Origin of the sequence: Rhizobium sp. NPDC092011, assembly GCF_044756305.1 — a bacterium.
Lineage (GTDB): Bacteria > Pseudomonadota > Alphaproteobacteria > Rhizobiales > Rhizobiaceae > Rhizobium.
In genome coordinates, this window is the sequence record NZ_JBIVSO010000001.1 from 100,028 (window position 1) to 117,658 (window position 17,631).

General features: G+C 56.8%; 15 protein-coding genes and 2 pseudogenes. 6 read left to right on the forward strand and 11 right to left on the reverse strand.

Annotation, left to right across the window (positions count from 1 at the left end):
* The first annotated feature begins 14 nt into the window (after positions 1-14).
* Both ACIQJ2_RS00625 and ACIQJ2_RS00630 read left to right on the forward strand, forming a co-directional pair.
* Entirely contained in the window at positions 15-1,115 is a 1,101-nt protein-coding gene (locus ACIQJ2_RS00625; RefSeq protein WP_400666614.1) for an ABC transporter permease subunit, read from the forward strand.
* Positions 1,112-2,209: an amino acid ABC transporter permease gene (locus tag ACIQJ2_RS00630; protein WP_400746406.1), complete on the forward strand. Its 1,098-nt coding sequence runs from the start codon at positions 1,112-1,114 to the stop codon at positions 2,207-2,209. Before ACIQJ2_RS00625 ends, ACIQJ2_RS00630 begins: the two co-directional genes overlap by 4 nt.
* A 57-nt stretch (positions 2,210-2,266) precedes the next feature.
* Here the strand turns inward: ACIQJ2_RS00630 and ACIQJ2_RS00635 are convergent.
* From ACIQJ2_RS00635 to ACIQJ2_RS00665, 7 genes and pseudogenes are all read right to left on the reverse strand, one after another.
* Positions 2,267-2,569, reverse strand: a pseudogene (locus ACIQJ2_RS00635) (IS3 family transposase); the annotation flags it as partial.
* Between the two features lie 59 nt (positions 2,570-2,628).
* Complete coding sequence (locus tag ACIQJ2_RS00640) at positions 2,629-2,880, reverse strand: DUF1344 domain-containing protein (protein ID WP_400666610.1); 252 nt, start codon at positions 2,878-2,880, stop codon at positions 2,629-2,631.
* 205 nt (positions 2,881-3,085) lie between these two features.
* Positions 3,086-5,740 carry an FtsX-like permease family protein gene (locus tag ACIQJ2_RS00645; RefSeq protein ID WP_400666608.1) on the reverse strand — a complete coding sequence of 885 codons (2,655 nt, stop codon included), beginning with the start codon at positions 5,738-5,740 and terminating at the stop codon, positions 3,086-3,088.
* Positions 5,737-6,411, reverse strand: a complete 675-nt coding sequence (locus ACIQJ2_RS00650; protein WP_400666606.1) for an ABC transporter ATP-binding protein — start codon at positions 6,409-6,411, stop codon at positions 5,737-5,739. The genes ACIQJ2_RS00645 and ACIQJ2_RS00650 overlap by 4 nt, the downstream gene beginning before the upstream one ends.
* Entirely contained in the window at positions 6,404-7,066 is a 663-nt protein-coding gene (locus tag ACIQJ2_RS00655; RefSeq protein ID WP_400666604.1) for an ABC transporter ATP-binding protein, read from the reverse strand. Before ACIQJ2_RS00655 ends, ACIQJ2_RS00650 begins: the two co-directional genes overlap by 8 nt.
* A 1-nt stretch (position 7,067) precedes the next feature.
* Positions 7,068-7,670 (reverse strand): hypothetical protein, encoded by a 603-nt coding sequence (locus ACIQJ2_RS00660; RefSeq protein WP_400666602.1) that lies wholly within the window; start codon positions 7,668-7,670, stop codon positions 7,068-7,070.
* Positions 7,671-8,116: 446 nt separating this feature from the next.
* Positions 8,117-8,581 (reverse strand): annotated as a pseudogene (locus ACIQJ2_RS00665) (tyrosine-protein phosphatase); the annotation flags it as partial.
* Between the two features lie 934 nt (positions 8,582-9,515).
* Between ACIQJ2_RS00665 and ACIQJ2_RS00670 the strand changes: the two are divergent.
* Positions 9,516-10,007, forward strand: a complete 492-nt coding sequence (locus ACIQJ2_RS00670) for a hypothetical protein (RefSeq protein ID WP_400666601.1) — start codon at positions 9,516-9,518, stop codon at positions 10,005-10,007.
* 33 nt (positions 10,008-10,040) lie between these two features.
* On the forward strand, positions 10,041-10,808 hold the full coding sequence (locus ACIQJ2_RS00675; RefSeq protein ID WP_400666599.1) for a cytochrome b/b6 domain-containing protein: 768 nt from the start codon (positions 10,041-10,043) through the stop codon (positions 10,806-10,808).
* Here ACIQJ2_RS00675 and ACIQJ2_RS00680 read toward each other — a convergent pair.
* Both ACIQJ2_RS00680 and ACIQJ2_RS00685 read right to left on the reverse strand, forming a co-directional pair.
* Positions 10,805-12,139, reverse strand: coding sequence for a sensor histidine kinase (locus ACIQJ2_RS00680; RefSeq protein WP_400746480.1), 1,335 nt, complete (start codon positions 12,137-12,139; stop codon positions 10,805-10,807). The genes ACIQJ2_RS00675 and ACIQJ2_RS00680 overlap by 4 nt on opposite strands.
* The gene (locus ACIQJ2_RS00685) at positions 12,132-12,815 is read right to left on the reverse strand and encodes a response regulator (protein ID WP_400666597.1); all 684 of its coding nucleotides are present in this window, start codon (positions 12,813-12,815) and stop codon (positions 12,132-12,134) included. Before ACIQJ2_RS00685 ends, ACIQJ2_RS00680 begins: the two co-directional genes overlap by 8 nt.
* A gap of 880 nt (positions 12,816-13,695) precedes the next feature.
* Here ACIQJ2_RS00685 and ACIQJ2_RS00690 point away from each other — a divergent pair.
* Both ACIQJ2_RS00690 and ACIQJ2_RS00695 read left to right on the forward strand, forming a co-directional pair.
* Positions 13,696-14,373: a winged helix-turn-helix domain-containing protein gene (locus ACIQJ2_RS00690; RefSeq protein ID WP_400666595.1), complete on the forward strand. Its 678-nt coding sequence runs from the start codon at positions 13,696-13,698 to the stop codon at positions 14,371-14,373.
* Entirely contained in the window at positions 14,360-15,718 is a 1,359-nt protein-coding gene (locus ACIQJ2_RS00695) for an ATP-binding protein (protein ID WP_400666593.1), read from the forward strand. The genes ACIQJ2_RS00690 and ACIQJ2_RS00695 overlap by 14 nt, the downstream gene beginning before the upstream one ends.
* Before the next feature lie 683 nt (positions 15,719-16,401).
* Here ACIQJ2_RS00695 and ACIQJ2_RS00700 read toward each other — a convergent pair.
* Entirely contained in the window at positions 16,402-16,968 is a 567-nt protein-coding gene (locus ACIQJ2_RS00700) for a dual specificity protein phosphatase family protein (RefSeq protein ID WP_400666591.1), read from the reverse strand.
* Between the two features lie 110 nt (positions 16,969-17,078).
* Positions 17,079-17,618, reverse strand: a complete 540-nt coding sequence (locus tag ACIQJ2_RS00705) for a response regulator (RefSeq protein WP_400666589.1) — start codon at positions 17,616-17,618, stop codon at positions 17,079-17,081.
* Between the last annotated feature and the right edge of the window lie 13 nt (positions 17,619-17,631).

Here is a 17,631-nt window from a genome sequence, read left to right on the forward strand (position 1 = left end):
CGATCGCCTGCCTGGTGATTGTGGCCATAGGCGTGTCGATCGCCTTCAATATCCAATCCAACATGGCAGCGGCCGGCATTCAACCGGGCTTTTCTTTCCTGGTTCAGCAGGCGGGGTTTGATCTCAGCGAATCCCTGATCCCGTATGATGCAAGCGAAAGCTATTTGCGCGCGATCGCCGCCGGGCTTGTCAATACAATTGCCGTTGCCGGCGCAAGTCTTGTCATTGCTTCGGCGGTTGGGCTCTTGTTTGGCCTACTCAGCGTCAGCCAGGCGCGGCTCGCCCGTCTGCTTGCACTGGCCTATGTCGAGCTCTTCCGCAATCTGCCAAAAATCCTAGTGCTGCTGGTTATCTTCGTTGTTGCCGTCAATGGGCTCCCTGCCATCCGTCAGGCTTTTGTTATCGGTCCCTTTACGTTTTCCAACCGGGCGATCTATCTCCCTTGGCTCCGGGACGACCCGCGCAACATGCGTTGGCTTCTCACCTGTCTGCTGCTCATACCAAGCCTCATCTGGCTATGGATACGCCAGGCCTCTCGCCGCCAAGCCATGACCGGTCGGAGAGCCCCGGTCCCGAGTGTTGCGGTCTTCATTGCCATTGCCGTATCTGCAGCGCTCGCTGTCGTGCTCGCAGCACCACTTGGCCTTTCACGCCCGCTGCTTGCAGGCTTTTCGATCAAGGGTGGAATTGCGATCTCCATCCAGTTCTGCACGGTCGCAATTGCCCTTGGGCTCTATCACGGCGCACAAATCGCCGAGGTGCTGCGCGGCGGTATCGAGGCCGTTCCAAGAGGCCAGATCGAGGCCGCCGCCGCGCTGGGTCTGAAGGGCGGCCAGACGACGAGGCTCGTGGTCGTACCACAGGTTCTGCGCACGGTCGTACCGCCCCTCAACAATCAATTCGCCAACCTTTTGAAAAATACGTCAATCTCGATCGCCGTTGGCTATTCCGATCTCATGTCCGTCGCCGGCACGACCATCAACCAGACCTTCCGACCAATGGAGACGATGCTGATCACCATGTCGATTTATCTGCTTCTGTGTCTCGCTCTTACGGGAACTCTAAACCTCTGGAGCGCCCAGATCAGTGCGCGGGAAGGACGGAAATTGCGATGAACGCGGCTCCTCAAACGGCGGGATACGATTGGCTTTTGTCTTGGCTGCGAACCCATCTTTCCCGGCCAGGCACGAGCCTTTTGTCCTTGGCAAGTGCTGCCCTTATTCTTGCTATCGCATGGGGCATCCTTGACTGGTTGTTTCTGTCGGCGGTGCCCCCTCTTGCCGATCCGGCGGCTTGTGCGACCGCCCATGGCGCCTGCTGGCCTTTCTGGGTGGAGAAGTCCCGTTTCATCCTGTTCGGCACCTATCCATTCGATCAGCAATGGCGATCGATGCTGGTTTCACTCATTCTCCTAAGCCTCTCCATCGCGACCGGCAAGATGGCTGCCGGCGGGCGCTGGTTGGATATGCGCGTCTTCTCGCTCTTGTGGCTGTCGGGCATGGCCGCATCCTTCGCGTTGATGGGGGGCGGCTTCCTCGGTCTCCCCGCTGTCGATACGAGTCGCTGGAATGGGTTGCCAATCCTGCTCATCCTCTCCACCATAGCGCTCGCCCTTGCTTTGCCGTTCGGCGTACTACTGGCGTTGGCGCGCTATCAGACACATCATCGGTTGCTGCGCCGACTCGCCAGTGCCTATGTTGAAATAATGCGCGGCGTGCCGATGGTAACGCTGCTGTTTGTCGGCGTCTTCGTACTACCGCTCACTCTGCCGAGGGGTGTGGCCATCGATCCTATCCTGGCAATCCTCATTACGCTCGCGTTCTTCCACGCCGCCTATTTCGCAGAGGATATTCGCGCCGGCCTGATCGCGCTGCCGCCAGGTCAGCATGAAGCAGCCTCGTCGCTCGGGTTGGGCTTTTGGCGCACTGCCCGGCTCGTACTTTTGCCTCAGGCGATCGAACGGGCGATGCCATCACTGGTCAACAGTGCAATCGGCGCATACAAGGACACATCGCTCGTCGTCATTCTCGGTCTGCATGACCTCAGCGCCACCGCCCGCATGGCCTTCAGCGATGTTGCCTGGGGAAACCAGGCGCTCGAAGCATATGTCTTCGTCGGCGCATGGTTTCTATTGTCTTGTTCCTACCTCTCGTGGATCGGTCGGCGGCTCGCAACCCGGGCGGCAATCGGACGGAGCCGAAGGTCCTGAGTGTAAACTGGCTTTGAACAATGCCCCTAGGGAGGTGCGGACGAATTCTTGGACTGCTTATGCTGCAATTCCGAGATTCCGACGGTATTCCACAGGGCTGATGCCGCCGAGTGAGAGCTTTATGCGATGCTGATTGTACCACTGGATGTAGGAATCCAGCTGCTGCATGAAGTCGTTAGGGGTCGTATTGATCCAGGTGCCATTATAGTACATCTCGTTTTTCAGCCGCCCAAAAAATCCTTCGCAGGCCGAATTGTCCGGCGAGCACCCTTTGCGTGACATGGATCGGGCCAGTCGAGCATTTTGCATGCGCGACAGCCAGCCGGGCCAACGATAATGGGCACCCTGATCAGAATGCACAAAACACACCCAAACCGTAACGCTGTGCTGATTTGGGTGTGTTCCGTATATTGTGGCACCTACTTCGCCGCATGAATACTCGAAACCCATAATTTGCCGGCCTTGGTGGAATAGACGACCTTGACCGTTTCTCCGACCTTGAGGGTTTCGGCTTCGATACCCTCAGGCAGCGTGAAGGTCTGGCCAGTCGAGAGCGTGATCGAATCGTGGCTCTTGTCGATCGCCTCGACCGTGCCGGTCATCTCTTTGGCGAAGACGGTCGTCGTCGATGCGACTAGGATCAGTGCAACTGCTATGATGGGCTTCTTCATATCTCCAGCTCCTATTGGGTTGAATGTTTGCCCGAGAGAACCTTGATCACCGGGCAGCGCCCAAGAGCTCGGTCGATCGAGCACCTCCCATTGAGGGAGAGAACCCAGTTTGCCGCATGCAGTTTGCCGGTACATTTCAAGAACCATACAAATGAGTAAGATGTGCCGGCCACCGCCAACGGGATATCGGCGCACAGCCGGATGCTCACAAATCCCGCAGATATTCTGCGTCATGACCTCTCGGCGGTCTTGCGAATAGAACTGCCGTGACGACGGCTGCTACCATCAAAAGCAAGACGATGCTGAGATAGCTCCAAGGGATCGACAGCGCCTCGGGTGGCGGATCAAACACGCCGGTGAGCAGTTTCACTAGCATCCAGGCCGTCGCCACCCCGGATAGCAGACCGAAAATAACGCCTCCGGCAATGATGAGAAGACCTTCGCTCCACAGAAAGGCCGCCAATTGCGGACGGGTGGCACCGATGGCGCTCAGAATGGCGAAGTTCCTGCGTCGCTCGATGAGGCCCAGCGCCAGCATCAGTCCGCCCGCTGCAGCGGCCATTATCACAGCAAAGAGCAGCTCTATTGTCGTCAAACCGGCAAGGTCGATTGCTGTCAAGCTCGAACCGATCAAGTGGGCAGCCTGGCCGATATCACTGATTTTCATCGACGGGTCGGATGCAAGGAGGATCGAAGCTTGCGCAGAAAGACCCGCCGGATCGCCTTTGGCGCGCAGCAGCACATATTCCGAGGCTGCCGAGCCGGTCTTTTCGGCAATGTATCGGGCATTGGCCACGAGGAAGGAGTCTTTTGGCGCAGTCGGAAACTCGCGTGCTACGCCGATAAATTTGAACGGCACCGGATGATATTGATGGTCGCGGGTGTTCATCAGACGCAAGTTGATCGTGTCGCCCTGCTCAAGCTGGAAATCCTGAACAGTCTCTTCCGACAGCAGTACACCGTCTCGTGTCGTGGCCAACTTGGCGAGTGTGGCTACGGCGTTGCCGCCGCTGAAATAGGCGTCTGAAAGACTAGTGGCACGCCCGATGCGCAGAGGATCGATGCCGTAGAGATCCTGAAGGTCAGCACCGACATAGGCGAAGCGATGCTGCATCGGTTCGGCGGCGGCCGTATCCGGCAAGGAAGCGAGCGCGGTCAGATGGGCATCGGCGGGCTTTTCGGACGTGCCGAATACGGTGACGTCGGCTCCGTTGGTGAGCTCGGCGTCCACACGCGACTGTGCATTGTAGGTGGCATTGAAAATTGCAGTCGAGACCGCGAACGAGATTGCCAGGGCGGTCATCGCAATGCCTGCGGTGAGCCGGTGGCCTTGCCGCGACAATGCGGCGGCCACGATAGGTGTGAGCACGCCACAGGCCGGCCTTATGAGAGCTCGAAGAAGCGAACCGTTGCGCGAGATTACGCTGCTCGACAACCGCAGCGTCATCAGTGCCAGCCCAAGCCAGAACAAGGCGGGCGCGATAAACGCCTTGTAGTCCACGGCCGTTGCCGCCACGCCTTCCGGTGCCAGCACGATCTGGTATCCAGTGCTTGCCGATTGCCAGAAGAACAGGCTCGCCGCCAGAAGCAGCAGCGCGTCCAGCCACAGGCGCTGCCAAAGCGGCCGTGTGAGCTCGTCTACAGAGCGCCGCGCCGCGCTGAGCGTGCTCAACCGCATGTCGCGCCAGGCAGGATAGAGATAGGCGACAAAGCCCGCGACGAGTCCCACGGCCGCGACGAGGCCCAGGATCGGGGCGGTCACGCCTGGAATCATGTGCAGTCCCGGCACCAAAGGGCTCGACCACAACGCCGTCGCAATTCCGCACATAGTACCGGCGGCCGCCGCGACCGTTGCCTCGGCGGCGGACAAGGCAAGGATCGTCCGCGAGGCGGCGCCACGAACACGCAGCAGCGCCCGCTCGACGCGCCGGCGTGCCGCGCCCGATGACGTTATCGCGAAGGTCAGAGCGAGCGCCAATGCGACACCGGGCAATCCGAGGAACATAAACAGCACGGATGCATACCGCGCATCTTCGCGTACCGCACCAAGGCGGGAGCCCAGATTGTCCGCGACCAGAGCCTGTCCCGCGACCTTTGCTTCCAGGTTCCTTGCGGCGCCAGTGACGAAGGTGAACGCCGACACGGGATCCGGCGGCAGAGCGTTGTGAACGAGCCTGACATGCATCTGTTGCCGGGTGGTGTCGGGACGCGCCTTCGCCTGAGGATCGAAGACTTGCCCCCATTCGGCCAATGGCAGGATGAGCACGTTATCCGGAGGCGCCTGCGGAGCTGTCTGGGGCGGCTGGCCGACGGCCTGGAACAACGCATCGGCGTCGGGAAGATCGACCACGCCGTCTACCTTCGCGGTCAGTGGCGGCAAGTCTATCCGCTTGATCGTGACACTGTCTCCTGGCCCGACATGCAGGTTGGCGGCTGTCTGCTGCGCGATGAGGATGCCGTCGCGGTTGCCGGAAAGGAACCGAGCTTCCATGGGAAAATCGCGCAGATAATTGTCGTCCAAGGCGATCACCTGTCCCGGGCCCGTCACCTGGACAGTGCCGTCTGTGCTCGCTTCAAAACCGCCCACATCGGCATAGCGAACTTCATGCACCGTCTGGACGAGCGCCGTTTGTTGCAATGTCCTTCGTATGGCGTCCTGATCAGCGCCCGGCACGAGCTGGACTTGCCAGTCGATAGGCACGGCCGATATCGCGCGGGAGGTCATGGAAGCCCCGGCGCTCACTAGGAACAGTGCCAATATGGCAAGAAGTGCAAACGTGAGCGCGATACCGACCGCTGAACCCGCAACACGGGCGAGCCGATGGGCAAGGACGCCTCGGATCCACAGAACAAACATCATGTTCCCACCACTTTCATTCTGCCGCAGGTCAGACGGCCATGATCCATCGTCCAGCGCGTCGCCATCCGGGCTGCCATCGCTTCATCATGCGTAGCAACGACAAGAGCCGCGCCCGTTCCTTCCAGGTGCTCCAGCACCGCATCCATGAAGAATTGCGCCGTGGCAAAGTCCAGTTGTCCGGTCGGCTCGTCGGCCAGGACGAGATTCGGCCGAAGAGCCAAGGCTCGCACCATGGCAACCCTTTGCGCTTGGCCGCCCGACAGTTCCTCGGGCAGTTTCTCGGCAAGTTCGCCAAGGCCAAAGCGGGACAGGAGCGAGCCGCTATCGCTGGACACCGTACGCTCTCCCGCCAAGATCGCGGGCAGGTCGACATTCTGTGCCGCCGTCAAGGCTGGAAACAGGCTAGGCGACTGGAACACGAAGCCGATCCGGCGTGGGCGAAGCTGCTCGATCGCACCTAGGCTGGGCCATTCGATCGTACCGCTCGTCGGGCGGTCCAACCCACCAAGAATATGCAGCAAGGTTGTCTTGCCGGAGCCGGAAGGACCGGCCAGGGCTATGCGATCACCTTTCCGGATCTCGCAGTCTATATTGCGCAGCACGGGCATATGCTCGTTGCCGCTTAAAAATTCCCGGTCGACGCTGCTGCAGATCGCCAAGATCTCAGTCATCCTCGACCCTCCCATCGTGCAGCCGGATAATCCTATCCGCGCTTCGAGCCAAAGCCGCGCTATGGGTAGCGAGCAAGGTAGTAAGGCCAGCGCGGCGCCTGGTTTCGAAATGATCGATGAGCCGCGACTCCGTGTTGGCGTCGACCTCGGCGGTGGGCTCATCGGCAACAAGGATCGGCGGGTCGGCGGCAAGGGCGATCGCAAGACCAGCGCGCGCCGTTTCGCCGCCTGAAAGCTGCGTGGCGAAGGCATGCGTGCGATGCCGCAGCCCTACCATTTCGACAAGCGAATCGACGCGGGCGCCGTCAACCTTTCCGGCCAGCATCATCTGGAAGCGGATGTTTTGCTCTACGCTGAGATGGGCAAGCAGATTGCCGGACTGCAGAAGGATGCCGAAATTTGCCGCGCGGATACGCGCCCGTGCCGCCTCGGATCGCCGGGGCAGGCGCATGCCGCTCACCACGACGTGGCCTCCGTCCGGCTCGTCCAATCCCGTCAGGCATGACAGCAATGTGGACTTGCCGCTGCCGGAAGGCCCCATCAGGGCAACGAACTCGCCATGCAACAGGCATAGGCTCACTCCGCGCAGCGCGAAAGTTTCGTCCTCGCCCACGTGGAAAAATCGATATAGTTCGCGTGCGACGAGTGCGGCCATGTCAGTTCCACCGGAATGACTTGGACATCAATTGCCACTGATCGACATTGTCCGCGCCCTTCGGAGCGTACAGTTCGAGAGTGACTAATTTTCCGTCCTTGAAATAAAGATAGTGTTCGTTCTCCAAGCGAACCTGTTTGTTCGTCACCGCGTTCGGTTCCGAGTTCGACAAATAGGCGATACGGATCGCCGGGCCCGCTGGTAGCTTTACGGCCTCGACAGCTGTTACCGTCACCGCCCGCTCGGTGGTCTTGAGGTTTGTCACCTCATTCGCCTTAACGCTCTCAGCGGTTGGCGCCGAGGTGACCTTCGAAACCGAGACAATCACGCCATCCAGCTTGTCGACGAAGCTAGCGCCATCGACATGGTCAGAACGCGCCCAGCCTTCGGGGACCTTCATTTTGAAGCCTTGCGGCGACGTGTAGTCGATAAAAACCTGCGTATCCGGAATGTCGCCGGGGGGGTTCTTTTCCGCCGGTACGGCCTTTTCGGCGGCAAAGGTCGGCGAGCCGTCGGCAAGGATGAAAATTGGGCCGACGCAGCCAAGCGACAGCAGGAGCGTGGCGAGTGCCGCCCGGGGCACATTGGCAAAAATGTTTTCCATTGTTGTGATCCTTCCATGTGAAGAGATGCACCAATGTAGAATAGTCAGCTTACGGACGGTTCTCTGCAAATATACAGAATCGTAAAGTCTCTCAAAAAGGAGAGCCAATCAGCAATCGACGGAAGGTGTTTACGGTGATCTCACCTTGTGCGCGGATGCAATGGTGACCGTAGTCACCGAAAAGCTAATCCTAGATCGGATAGCTTCACAGCGTTAGCCAATGACTCTTGGCAAAAACGGGTTCAGCAACGGCGCTCGCTCAATGAGCGCTTGGAAGCATTATCCGCCAACTTTTGTGGGGTTGAAGCCTTGTCCAATCCGCTCTCAACCTACATATCAGTGATGGATGGGTAAGAAGCATTAGAGCGGCGTCGCTTTATGGGCTCAAATGCTCACGCAGAACCAGTTTCTTCCCTTGCTTTTCTGGGCCGCATTCAATCTTTTGCCTATCGTTCATCGATATCGCCAATAAGCTCTGCCTGCTCCGGCTTCGCATCCTGCGCCTCGATATCTTTCAGGCTTTTGTCCATAGCATAGGCAGCAGAAACCACTGGAATGCCCACGTGCCCATAGTAAAAGGAAAGCTGAGCTTCAGCCTTAGCGTTGTCCAGACCCGCGACCTTACTGACATAAAGTGCCGCTGCTAAGCCGCTTCGATCCGCTCCCGATCGGCAGTGAATCAAAATGGGCTTGGGCACCGACGCCATTATTCGGACCAGTCGCTCTGCCCTTTGCCGCGATACGGTTTTAGATGCCGATATCCCGAAGTCGATATGCTGTATGCCCAAGCTTTTAGCCATCGCGATTTCGGTATCATACCAAGCTTTGCCGGGATGCGTGCCTCGTAGATTGATAACCGCCCTAATTCCATACGCGCGCACATATGAGGCAAGTTCGTCGGCACTTGGCTGCGCCGAACGGTATGCCTAACCATCTACCACCGGATGGAAGTTGCCGGTCAACTGCAGAAAGCCCAGATAAGACGTACATCCCAAGCCAACGAAGCCTAGAACGCCAAATACGGCGAGGATCGCTTTGCGAAAACGAGTTTCTCTCATTACTTTCGCCGAATCCTTTCATCAATTTTCCATGAAATGATGGAAGAGCCTGACGGGCACCTGAACACCTCCAGCGCGGGAAGGCCCTGCTAGCTAACGGCGAGGTCCATGCTCACCAAAGGCGCAACCTTGATTTACACTCGATAGCAGTGACGTGAGTCTATGCGTCAATGCCTTAAGGTGAACAGGCCTGATCAGTTGGTCGTCTGCACCTGGTCGCTTCGCCTCAAGCCGATCGGACAACTGGTCGAAAGCAGATACCTTGTAATTTGGGCGGCGACACAAACCGTGAAGGGAAAATCTCCGGCAGGAAGCCGCCGATCAAGACGGATTATATTGAAAGATGCTCGATATATGGAGTGAGCCAGTCCCAAGCTGCAGCACGGGGACCGGAAAACCGACACGCTCTGTGAGCCTTGAACGGAGAAGGCTCCTGAAGTCACGAGCCCATACAATCGGCATGCGGCACAATTCAAACTGCAGCTCTGCCAGGACATCCGCAACGGCGTTGTCGAGTGCCTTGACGATGAGCGGATCTATAGCGCCTCGGCAAATCTCACCCAACTTTGGTTGACCGAAGTTCTTCGACCGCGGCGGACTGAATGATGAGGATACCGCGGCGGCGCCATTGCCGAATACGAAGCACCCGGGTGGATGCTGCGCCGCAATCAATGTGCGACGCAAAAGTCAACCTGTCAAAAGCCTGTCATGAGAGAACGAAGCCGGCCGGTTGATAAGGCGTGGTCGCGGATTTCGCCGCAATTGATCTCCAAGATATACACGCTTCATGCTGGCGACACCGATCTTTGGAACTTCAATACGGCTGTCGTTGTCCGGTTCCAAACAGACGGGACTTCTCAGAGATCAACCAAAACAGAGCGTCATGACATCATCATCGAAATCTTCATCTAACCTGCGTCGTTATATTGGCGCCGCACTTGTCCTCGCGGTGTTGGTAGGACCTGCGGCCGCTGCATCGCTTAAAAGCATCATGGGCGGCATGGCCGATAACACGACGTCCGCCAAGGCCGTCCTTGCTAACTTTGACACTAACGCCGCTGAACAGGTTCTGCGGCGCTATGCAGCAGACGCCCAAGCGGCCGACAGTATGTTCGCTAACCAACGCGGCGCCAAGGAAATGGATATTCACGCCCGTTTCAGCAAGATGGCCATGATAGCCAACACCGCGAGCCAGCAGACACAGAATAAAGCCTCCTTCCGCAAGGCATTTGTGGCAATCGCAACTGAATGCAAGTCCTGCCACACGGCTTATAAATAGCCGTTGCAGCTCTCCGCGAACAGGAAACGCCCCATGCGCGAACAAAAATCTGCCTTTGAAGTCTATTCCGAGCCGCTATCCGAGCACAGCGGCGGGATTCGATCTGCCAAGAGCGATGTCGTTCGTGCCTGGGATCTTCCCACGCGTCTGTTCAAATGGTCGCTCGTCGCGTTGATCATCACGGCCTGGGTCTCTAGCAGTTTCAACGATCCGGATATGACCGTTCACAAAGCCGCCGGTTACGGTGTCCTCGTGCTGGTGGTCTACCGTGTCCTCTGGGGTGTGTTCGGTAGTTCAACGGCTCGCTTTTCCGGTTTCGTACGCTCTCCCGCCGCCGTCTGGACCTATCTCAAGGCGTTACGGCGCAACAGAGCGGAGCGCTATCTTGGCCACAACCCCGCCGGCGGTCTGATGGTCATCGGTCTCATCGTCGCTTGTGGCGTTCAAGTCCTGCTTGGTATGTTCTCCAGCGACGGAGTGACCGCCTCAGGCCCTTTTGCCGGACTGGTGGGTGATACCGTTTCGAGTTGGGCTGCTTCGATCCATGCTGTGTGGTTCTATTTCGCCATCCTCGTCCTCGCGGGGCTGCATATCGTCGCGAACCTCTATTATCAGTTCATCAAGCGTGAAAACCTCATCGGTGCCATGATCACCGGCCGCAAACGGCGCGAAGTCTATGTCGATCATAAAGAGGCGACGGGTGGCTCGCTGGCTGCTGCCGCAGTCTGTCTTCTGATCGCCTTTGGCCTGGTTTATGGTACCGTTACGCTGCTTAGCGGCTCCTTTTTCGCCTCAATTTAGGGCTTGGCCTCGTCAAATAGGAGCGTCATGGCTGTAAGACGTCCGGGCTCCACCTCAATCTCCAGCCGTCCCTTATGCAACGTCATGATCCGGCGCACGATCTCGAGGCCGATACCCATATGGTCGGCTTTGAGATCGCCAAACGGAACCTCCGTTGGAGCGTCAAAAACACCTGCGTCATCTTTGACCGTCAAGCGCAGACCAGGACCAGCGACAACCTCGATGGCCGCACTTACCGGGGTGTGTTTCACGGCGTTTTCGATGAGGTTGCGCAATGCGTCCTCAAGCAGCGGCGCATGACCTTCAATAGAGGCGGCGCCAAGATTGCTGTAGGCAATGGTGTGATTGAGGTCATAGACCAGGGGCGCGATATCGGTGACCACCCAATCGGCCAGTTTTGCCAGATCGACCGGCCGGAACACCGCACGGTCAGCACTTTCGAGCCGCCCCAGCGCGGTGATCTGGCCGACAAAACCCGCCAGCGTGTCGAGATCGGCCTCGATCTTGCGCGCCCGCGGATGGTCTATATTGCCGAGCTCCAGCTTCATCATTGCTAATGGCGTGCGGATTTCATGCGCGACGGCAGTGGTGAACAGCCGCTGGGATTTCATGAGCGCGCCGATGCGCGAAAGGCTTCGGTTCACAGCTGCTGCAAGATCGGCAATTTCACGCGGCATGCCGGTCTGGTTGATCATGTGACTGGGATCGAGCGGATCGAGATGGCCTGCCTCTTGAGCAGCTTTTGCAACCGGATGCAAGGCCCGCCGGATTGACAACAATGTGCCACCAAGAACGAAAAACAGCATGATCGCCATCGGAATGGCCAGATGGTCAGCAAATTCGCGCCCAATCACCGCCCACATGATGCTGTCGCTGTCACGCAGGATCGCGATTTCGATGAAGAACTTGTCGCCATCGATTTCATAGGTCTTGCCGCCTGCAACAGCGAGTGGTTTGCCGTCACTCAGCATACGAGACCACAGGTCCGGCGGATTGACCTCCTGCGGCAGCAGATGGTTGTCGCAGCGCGCATCGCAATTTGTGTAGAGAATCTGCCCCGAAGGCGTGCGGATGCGGGTTATATAGAAACCGCCCCGTTCGCCGTAGCGGTGGAGGTCGTGAGGCAATTTGTAGGGCGTCTCGTCGTGTCGACGTTCGAAGCCTGCCGACAGTTTCCCCGTTTCGCGCTCGATCATCAACGTTGCCAATTGCTCGTTGTCGAAATAGTAATCCGCAAAGACGAGCCCAGCCTGCACTGCTATGGCGAGCACTGCAAAAAGCACAATACGCTGCGTGATGATCCGAATCAGCGTTTGCGGCCGGTCAGCCATCTTCCCGCTTTTCCCGCAGCAAATAACCAATACCGCGTATTGTCTCGATCCGGATGGGCAAATCGAATGGGGCGAGGCGGCGGCGGAGCCTCGAAACCGCCAGTTCCACTGCATTGGTGGAGATATCGTCGCCAAATTCGGAAAGCTTGCTTTCTATTATCTGTTTGGAAGTGACCCGGTCGGCATTGCGCAGCAGCAATTCCAGGACGGATCGTTCGCGCGGTGCGATCGCCAGCGGCTCCCCCCCGGCCGCAACGACGCCGCTTGCGGGGTCGAAGGACAGACCACCAAGGACAATGGATTCGGAGTAGTGCGGAGCCCGGCGGCGTAGGAGCGCCCGGCAACGTGCAAGCAGTTCGATGTGATTGAACGGCTTGAGGAGATAGTCATCGGCGCCGCCATCCAGGGCCGCGACTCGATCGTCGATGGAGCCCCGAGCGGTGACGACGAGAATTGGGGCGATAAAACCGTCGCGGCGCAGATCCCGGATAAGATCCAAACCGTCGCCATCCGGTAAACCAAGATCCACCAAGGCTAGGTCATAGCTGACTGTTTGGGTTGCCAACAGTGCGGCGGCGGCCATCGCCACACTATCCAGACGCCAGCCTGCGTGATGGACACTTTCAGTCAGCAAATCCCGCAGACGTGCGCTATCCTCGACTAGCAGCAATCGCATTCGGAACCTGACCCGCGGCCATCACGACAATTGATCAACACGACGTCTCGCTGTAGTGGGGTCATTTGAGACCTGAATCATACAATTCCAGCAGGATTTTGCAATAATGTCTGGATCTAGCAATCCTTTAGTTGATCAAGTTTCAGCTTTTCTCCTTTGGTTTTCGGTCCACCCGCTTAACTGCTTTTGAAGTGGAAGCTGCCGTTTCGGGTTCGAGGATGTGGCAGTGATTGTGAGTTAATCAAGCAACGCGGTGGTCAATCTGGCATAGCTGAAGACGCTGGCCCGGTCACTGAAGCTGAGGTTAGTGGTGATCATGAGTCCTCAGCCGTGGAGACCGCGGTATTTCCGGCGACGTGTATGCTATCTTGTTTCATGGATCCCGACGAGGGCAAGATCGACGATACGTTGCTAGCTCTGTGGTGGCTGACGCCTCATGACGGGATCCGTGCCTGGAAGAATCAACTAAGCCCGACGGATGCCGTCGAACGGCAAACATCCAGAGTGAGGCTTGTAACGGCGTTCTGCTGGAGAATCACATTCTCTACCAGCTTGAGAGGTCCCTCCAGAACTTTGGTCATCGCCGCCATCTGCTGTGCTTTGCATTTTTTTAAGTCACGGTGCCGGTCGGATCTGCTCGTGAAAGCCCGTTTCTACGGAATTGATGCAAATGTTCCTGCCAGAAACCATCGCACGCAACTTCGCGATACCCGCGTCATCGATTTGCAAAGCGTTGGCATGAACTCACCCTTTCGTAAGCAAGTAGCTCGCGGTGCAGCGTAATCTTACGAATTTGTAATGAGCTGTTCAGGTCGCCGAAAACTTTCTAGGGCAAGCTTGGTCAAACAAGCAGTCATACAGCTATGGATGTCAGCAGCACATGAAAATTCTCGTGGTGGAAGACGATCAAAGAACTGCAGAATACATTTCGCGTGGTTTGAATGAAGCCGGCCACATCTGTGATACTATGGCCGACGGCACCGACGCGCTTTTTCAGATAACTCAGGAAACATACGATGTTCTCGTCATTGACAGGATGATCCCTGGTCTCGACGGACTTTCATTGGTGAAGGCTGCACGAGCAGCCAAAATCAAGACACCTGCTATGTTTCTAACAGCGGTGAGCGGCGTTGATGATAGAGTTGAAGGTCTTGAAGCGGGTGGTGACGACTACCTAACCAAGCCCTTTGCTTTTTCAGAGTTGCTTGCCCGTCTCAACGCGCTTGCACGACGTCCCCCCGCCCAGGATCAAAAGACCGTCTTGAAAATTGCCGACCTGGAGCTTGATATTGTCAAACGTCATGTTTACCGGCAGGGAACATCGATCGACCTCCAACCGCGCGAGTTTACGCTATTGGAGGTTCTGATGCGCGCCGAGGGTCGGGTCCTGACACGGACGATGCTTTTGGAACGCGTTTGGGACTTTCACTTCGATCCGAAAACGAGTGTGGTGGAGACCCATATCAGCCGACTGCGCGCGAAAATCGACAAACCATTCGATGTGCCCCTCCTCCACACCGTCCGGAACACCGGTTATTGCATTCATGTACCGCGGTAGATTATTACGCAGCACACCATTCAGGCTCGCTATTTCGTTCGGGTTATTCTTCATCATTGCATTTCTTATCGCGGGATTTGTTGCCTACGGCCTGATGAAGCGGGAGCTCGCAAGGTCGCTCGACGTATCGATCAAAGACACGTACTCGGTTGTGGCCTCGACCTATTCGTCGAATGACCTTGAGGATTTGACTGCGGCGGTCGCGAGTTATTCGGCACTGAAACGCCCCGAAGATCAGGTCTTTCTACTCCTGGATTCCAAGGGCCAAAAACTCGCAGGCAACGTCCGCGGAGACCATATCGATTCCGGACTTTCGACAATACCGGCGGCTCTGCTTGGCTTGGAGGACGTGGACCCGATTAGGGTAGTGGGCGGTAAGGTTGGCAGCAACATCTTGATGGTCGGGCAAAGTTACCGCGAAATCGACCGTATTGAAGGAATCGCGCTGACGAGTTTTGCGTGGGCGTCGGTGATTATCATAGCCACGGTTGTTTTCGGCGGAACCCTGTTGGCGGCCCGAACTCAAAGAAGGCTCGATTCCATCGAGGGCACCATGATAGACGTTTCTGCCGGGAATCTTTCAAGGCGGATTCCGATACGTGGCAATGGTGACGACATAGACGTCGTTTCCACCCATATGAATCAGGCGCTTGTGCGCCTTTCCGGGTTAGTCGAGGGAATGCGCCAGGTCAGCACCGATATCGCGCACGACCTGAAAACCCCGCTCAATCGTTTGGGGCTGACTATCGAGCGAGCGCTGCAAGGGCTGGAAGAGTCCCGGAGTGTCGAGGACTTCCTGCTTGATGCACGAATCGAAATCGCTGGGATAAATGCCACGTTCGAGGCGTTGCTTCGGATTTCACAAATTGAAGCGGGAGCGCGAAAGACGCGTTTCAAGACGGTCGATCTTGGGCAGGTGATGACGTCCGTGGCCGAAATCTATGCCGACGTTGCCGAAGACAACATGCAGACCATTACACTGGAATCCCTCACTTCTGGTCAAAGCATGATATATGGCGATCAAGAGCTGCTGATGCAGCTTTTTGTCAATCTCGTCGAAAACGCGATCACACATTGTCCTCCCCGCACCTCGATTGTCATGACGCTTGCGGGCGACGAGCATTGCTATCGCGCTGGTGTCGCCGATAGCGGAACCGGCATCCCACTAGAGCAACGCGAACTCGTCTTCAGACGCCTTTACCGTTTGGACAAGAGTCGAACTACGCCCGGCAATGGCCTGGGTCTAAGCCTTGTCAAGGCGATCGCCGATCTTCACTCGGCCAGCATCGCGCTTGAAGACAATGATCCCGGCCTCAAAGTCATATTGACATTTCCAAAGGGCTAATTGGCTTGGATAGACCGGAGCAAATTTCAGCTGGCATGAGCGTGAATGTCCAACGTTTTGGCTCTCCCAAAATACCCAGCTGTCTCGGCCTGCTTGCTTTTCTGTCTCGCGGCCGCCTCCTGGAGACGGAGACCACACCTCCCCTGTGCCCTCGGACTATCGCACAAACATGGCAAGCTGCGGGGAGCAGCCCAATATCGCAGAAATCTTCGATCCCAATTCACCCCGCCTGCCGCCAGGTAATCATGGAACTGGTGATGTAGTTCCATCCTGCACCGATCACCGCTCCGGCAAGACCGGCGAGCAACCGCTGTGGCTCGTGAATGTAGAAAAGCGCTGAGACAGCATTCTGAATTGCTGTTGGAATTCAGTGCCTAACCATCGCTGAACGGACCGCCTCTGCGCAGTAAACTCAGCTTTGAGAGGAAGGGGGCATAGTGCTCTCACACCCCCATAATGGCCAAGATCATGGCCGATTCTGTAGGAGAAGCTGCCAACGGCAATGCCATAGGAACCTGAACTTCTCGCATGCCTGGCAATCCAATCCCAATTTCTCACGGGGCAATAAGCCGAGCACGCGTATTGCGTCTGCCAGTTCGGTATTGTCGCAAGGACGGTCGCAATTGGAGAATTTGCGCTGATCGCATAATCAGCCCACTCGAAAGTTCGGTCAACGCCTACATTCAGTCCTGCGCCTCGATGTCTTCCCAACTTCTATCCATCGCATAGGCGGCAGATACTACAGGAATACCGACATGGCCGTAGTAAAACGATAATTGATCTTCGGCCGTTGCTTCATCCATACCAGCAACTTTTCTAACATAAAGCGCAGCGGCCAAACCGCTGCGATCAGCTCCGGAACGACAATGGATCAAAATCGGCTTCGGCGCCGAAGCCATAATCTCGACTAGCTGCTGCGCCTTTTGTGGCGATATCGTTTTCGATGCGGACATACCGAAGTCGATATGCTGTAGGCCTAGTCCGCGGGCCATGGTGACTTCGTCATCATACCAAGGCGAGCCTGAGTGGGTACCTCGTAGATTGATGACTGTTTTAATTCCATGCGAACGTACATATGAAGCAAGCTCATCTGCAGTCGGTTGAGCCGAGCGGTAAAATTGGCCATCAACTACCGGATGGAAATTGCCAGTGAGTTGCAGAAAACCCGCGTAAACCGCACATCCCAAACCAACAGATCCTATGACGCCAGCAATGGCGAGAGCCATTTTTCGAGGGCGGAATACTGTCATTGCTTTCGTCCAGTCCTTCCATGAAGTCTCCATGGGGTGCAGGCAGAGCCTGACAACGACCTGAACAGCTATGATGCAAAATCGTCAAATATTCGCACCTGGGGATGGAGTTAATGTCGTGTCGTTTTATTATCGCCGTTTGAGTTCAACAGAAGAAGCTCTATTCGATGCGTCAGATCCTCTAGCCGGAATGGCTTCGTCAAATAGTCGGCTGCACCTAATTTCTTAGCTTCGAGCCGATCGGACAGCTGATCCAAAGCAGATAAGATGATGGTCGGGCATTGATGCAGACCTCGACGCAATATATCGAGCCCATCCCCATCAGGGAGGCCTCGGTCAAGGCAGATGATATCGAACGATGCGCGCGATAACGCCTCGGTTGCCAGCTTATATTCCTTAGCCCAGGTGACATCCCAACCCATTGATGACAGATGCTCACTCAGCGCGTCACCCAACAATACGTTGTCCTCCACGAGCAGTATTCGCACTCCGGTTCTCCATATGTGCTGATCCCAGTGCTCCACTTTACTGACATGTATATGAATCCCGGCGATCACTGTCACCACGGGATTTAGTTCAGCAAGCTCGCAATGGCCGTCGAGACCAGCGGCCTCAACACCGCTCGCTCCACGGAAGAATCTCTCAGTCACCGTGATATGTCTT

Coding starts and splice junctions, on each gene's coding strand:
- ACIQJ2_RS00630 (WP_400746406.1), top strand. CDS start 1,112: ATGAACGCGGCTCCTCAAACGGCGGGATACGATTGGCTTTTGTCTTGG.
- ACIQJ2_RS00650 (WP_400666606.1), bottom strand. CDS start 6,411: ATGACTGAGATCTTGGCGATCTGCAGCAGCGTCGACCGGGAATTTTTA.
- ACIQJ2_RS00660 (WP_400666602.1), bottom strand. CDS start 7,670: ATGGAAAACATTTTTGCCAATGTGCCCCGGGCGGCACTCGCCACGCTC.
- ACIQJ2_RS00685 (WP_400666597.1), bottom strand. CDS start 12,815: ATGCGATTGCTGCTAGTCGAGGATAGCGCACGTCTGCGGGATTTGCTG.
- ACIQJ2_RS00690 (WP_400666595.1), top strand. CDS start 13,696: ATGAAAATTCTCGTGGTGGAAGACGATCAAAGAACTGCAGAATACATT.
- ACIQJ2_RS00695 (WP_400666593.1), top strand. CDS start 14,360: ATGTACCGCGGTAGATTATTACGCAGCACACCATTCAGGCTCGCTATT.
- ACIQJ2_RS00645 (WP_400666608.1), bottom strand. CDS start 5,740: ATGATGTTTGTTCTGTGGATCCGAGGCGTCCTTGCCCATCGGCTCGCC.
- ACIQJ2_RS00675 (WP_400666599.1), top strand. CDS start 10,041: ATGCGCGAACAAAAATCTGCCTTTGAAGTCTATTCCGAGCCGCTATCC.
- ACIQJ2_RS00700 (WP_400666591.1), bottom strand. CDS start 16,968: ATGACAGTATTCCGCCCTCGAAAAATGGCTCTCGCCATTGCTGGCGTC.
- ACIQJ2_RS00640 (WP_400666610.1), bottom strand. CDS start 2,880: ATGAAGAAGCCCATCATAGCAGTTGCACTGATCCTAGTCGCATCGACG.
- ACIQJ2_RS00670 (WP_400666601.1), top strand. CDS start 9,516: ATGCTGGCGACACCGATCTTTGGAACTTCAATACGGCTGTCGTTGTCC.
- ACIQJ2_RS00655 (WP_400666604.1), bottom strand. CDS start 7,066: ATGGCCGCACTCGTCGCACGCGAACTATATCGATTTTTCCACGTGGGC.
- ACIQJ2_RS00680 (WP_400746480.1), bottom strand. CDS start 12,139: ATGGCTGACCGGCCGCAAACGCTGATTCGGATCATCACGCAGCGTATT.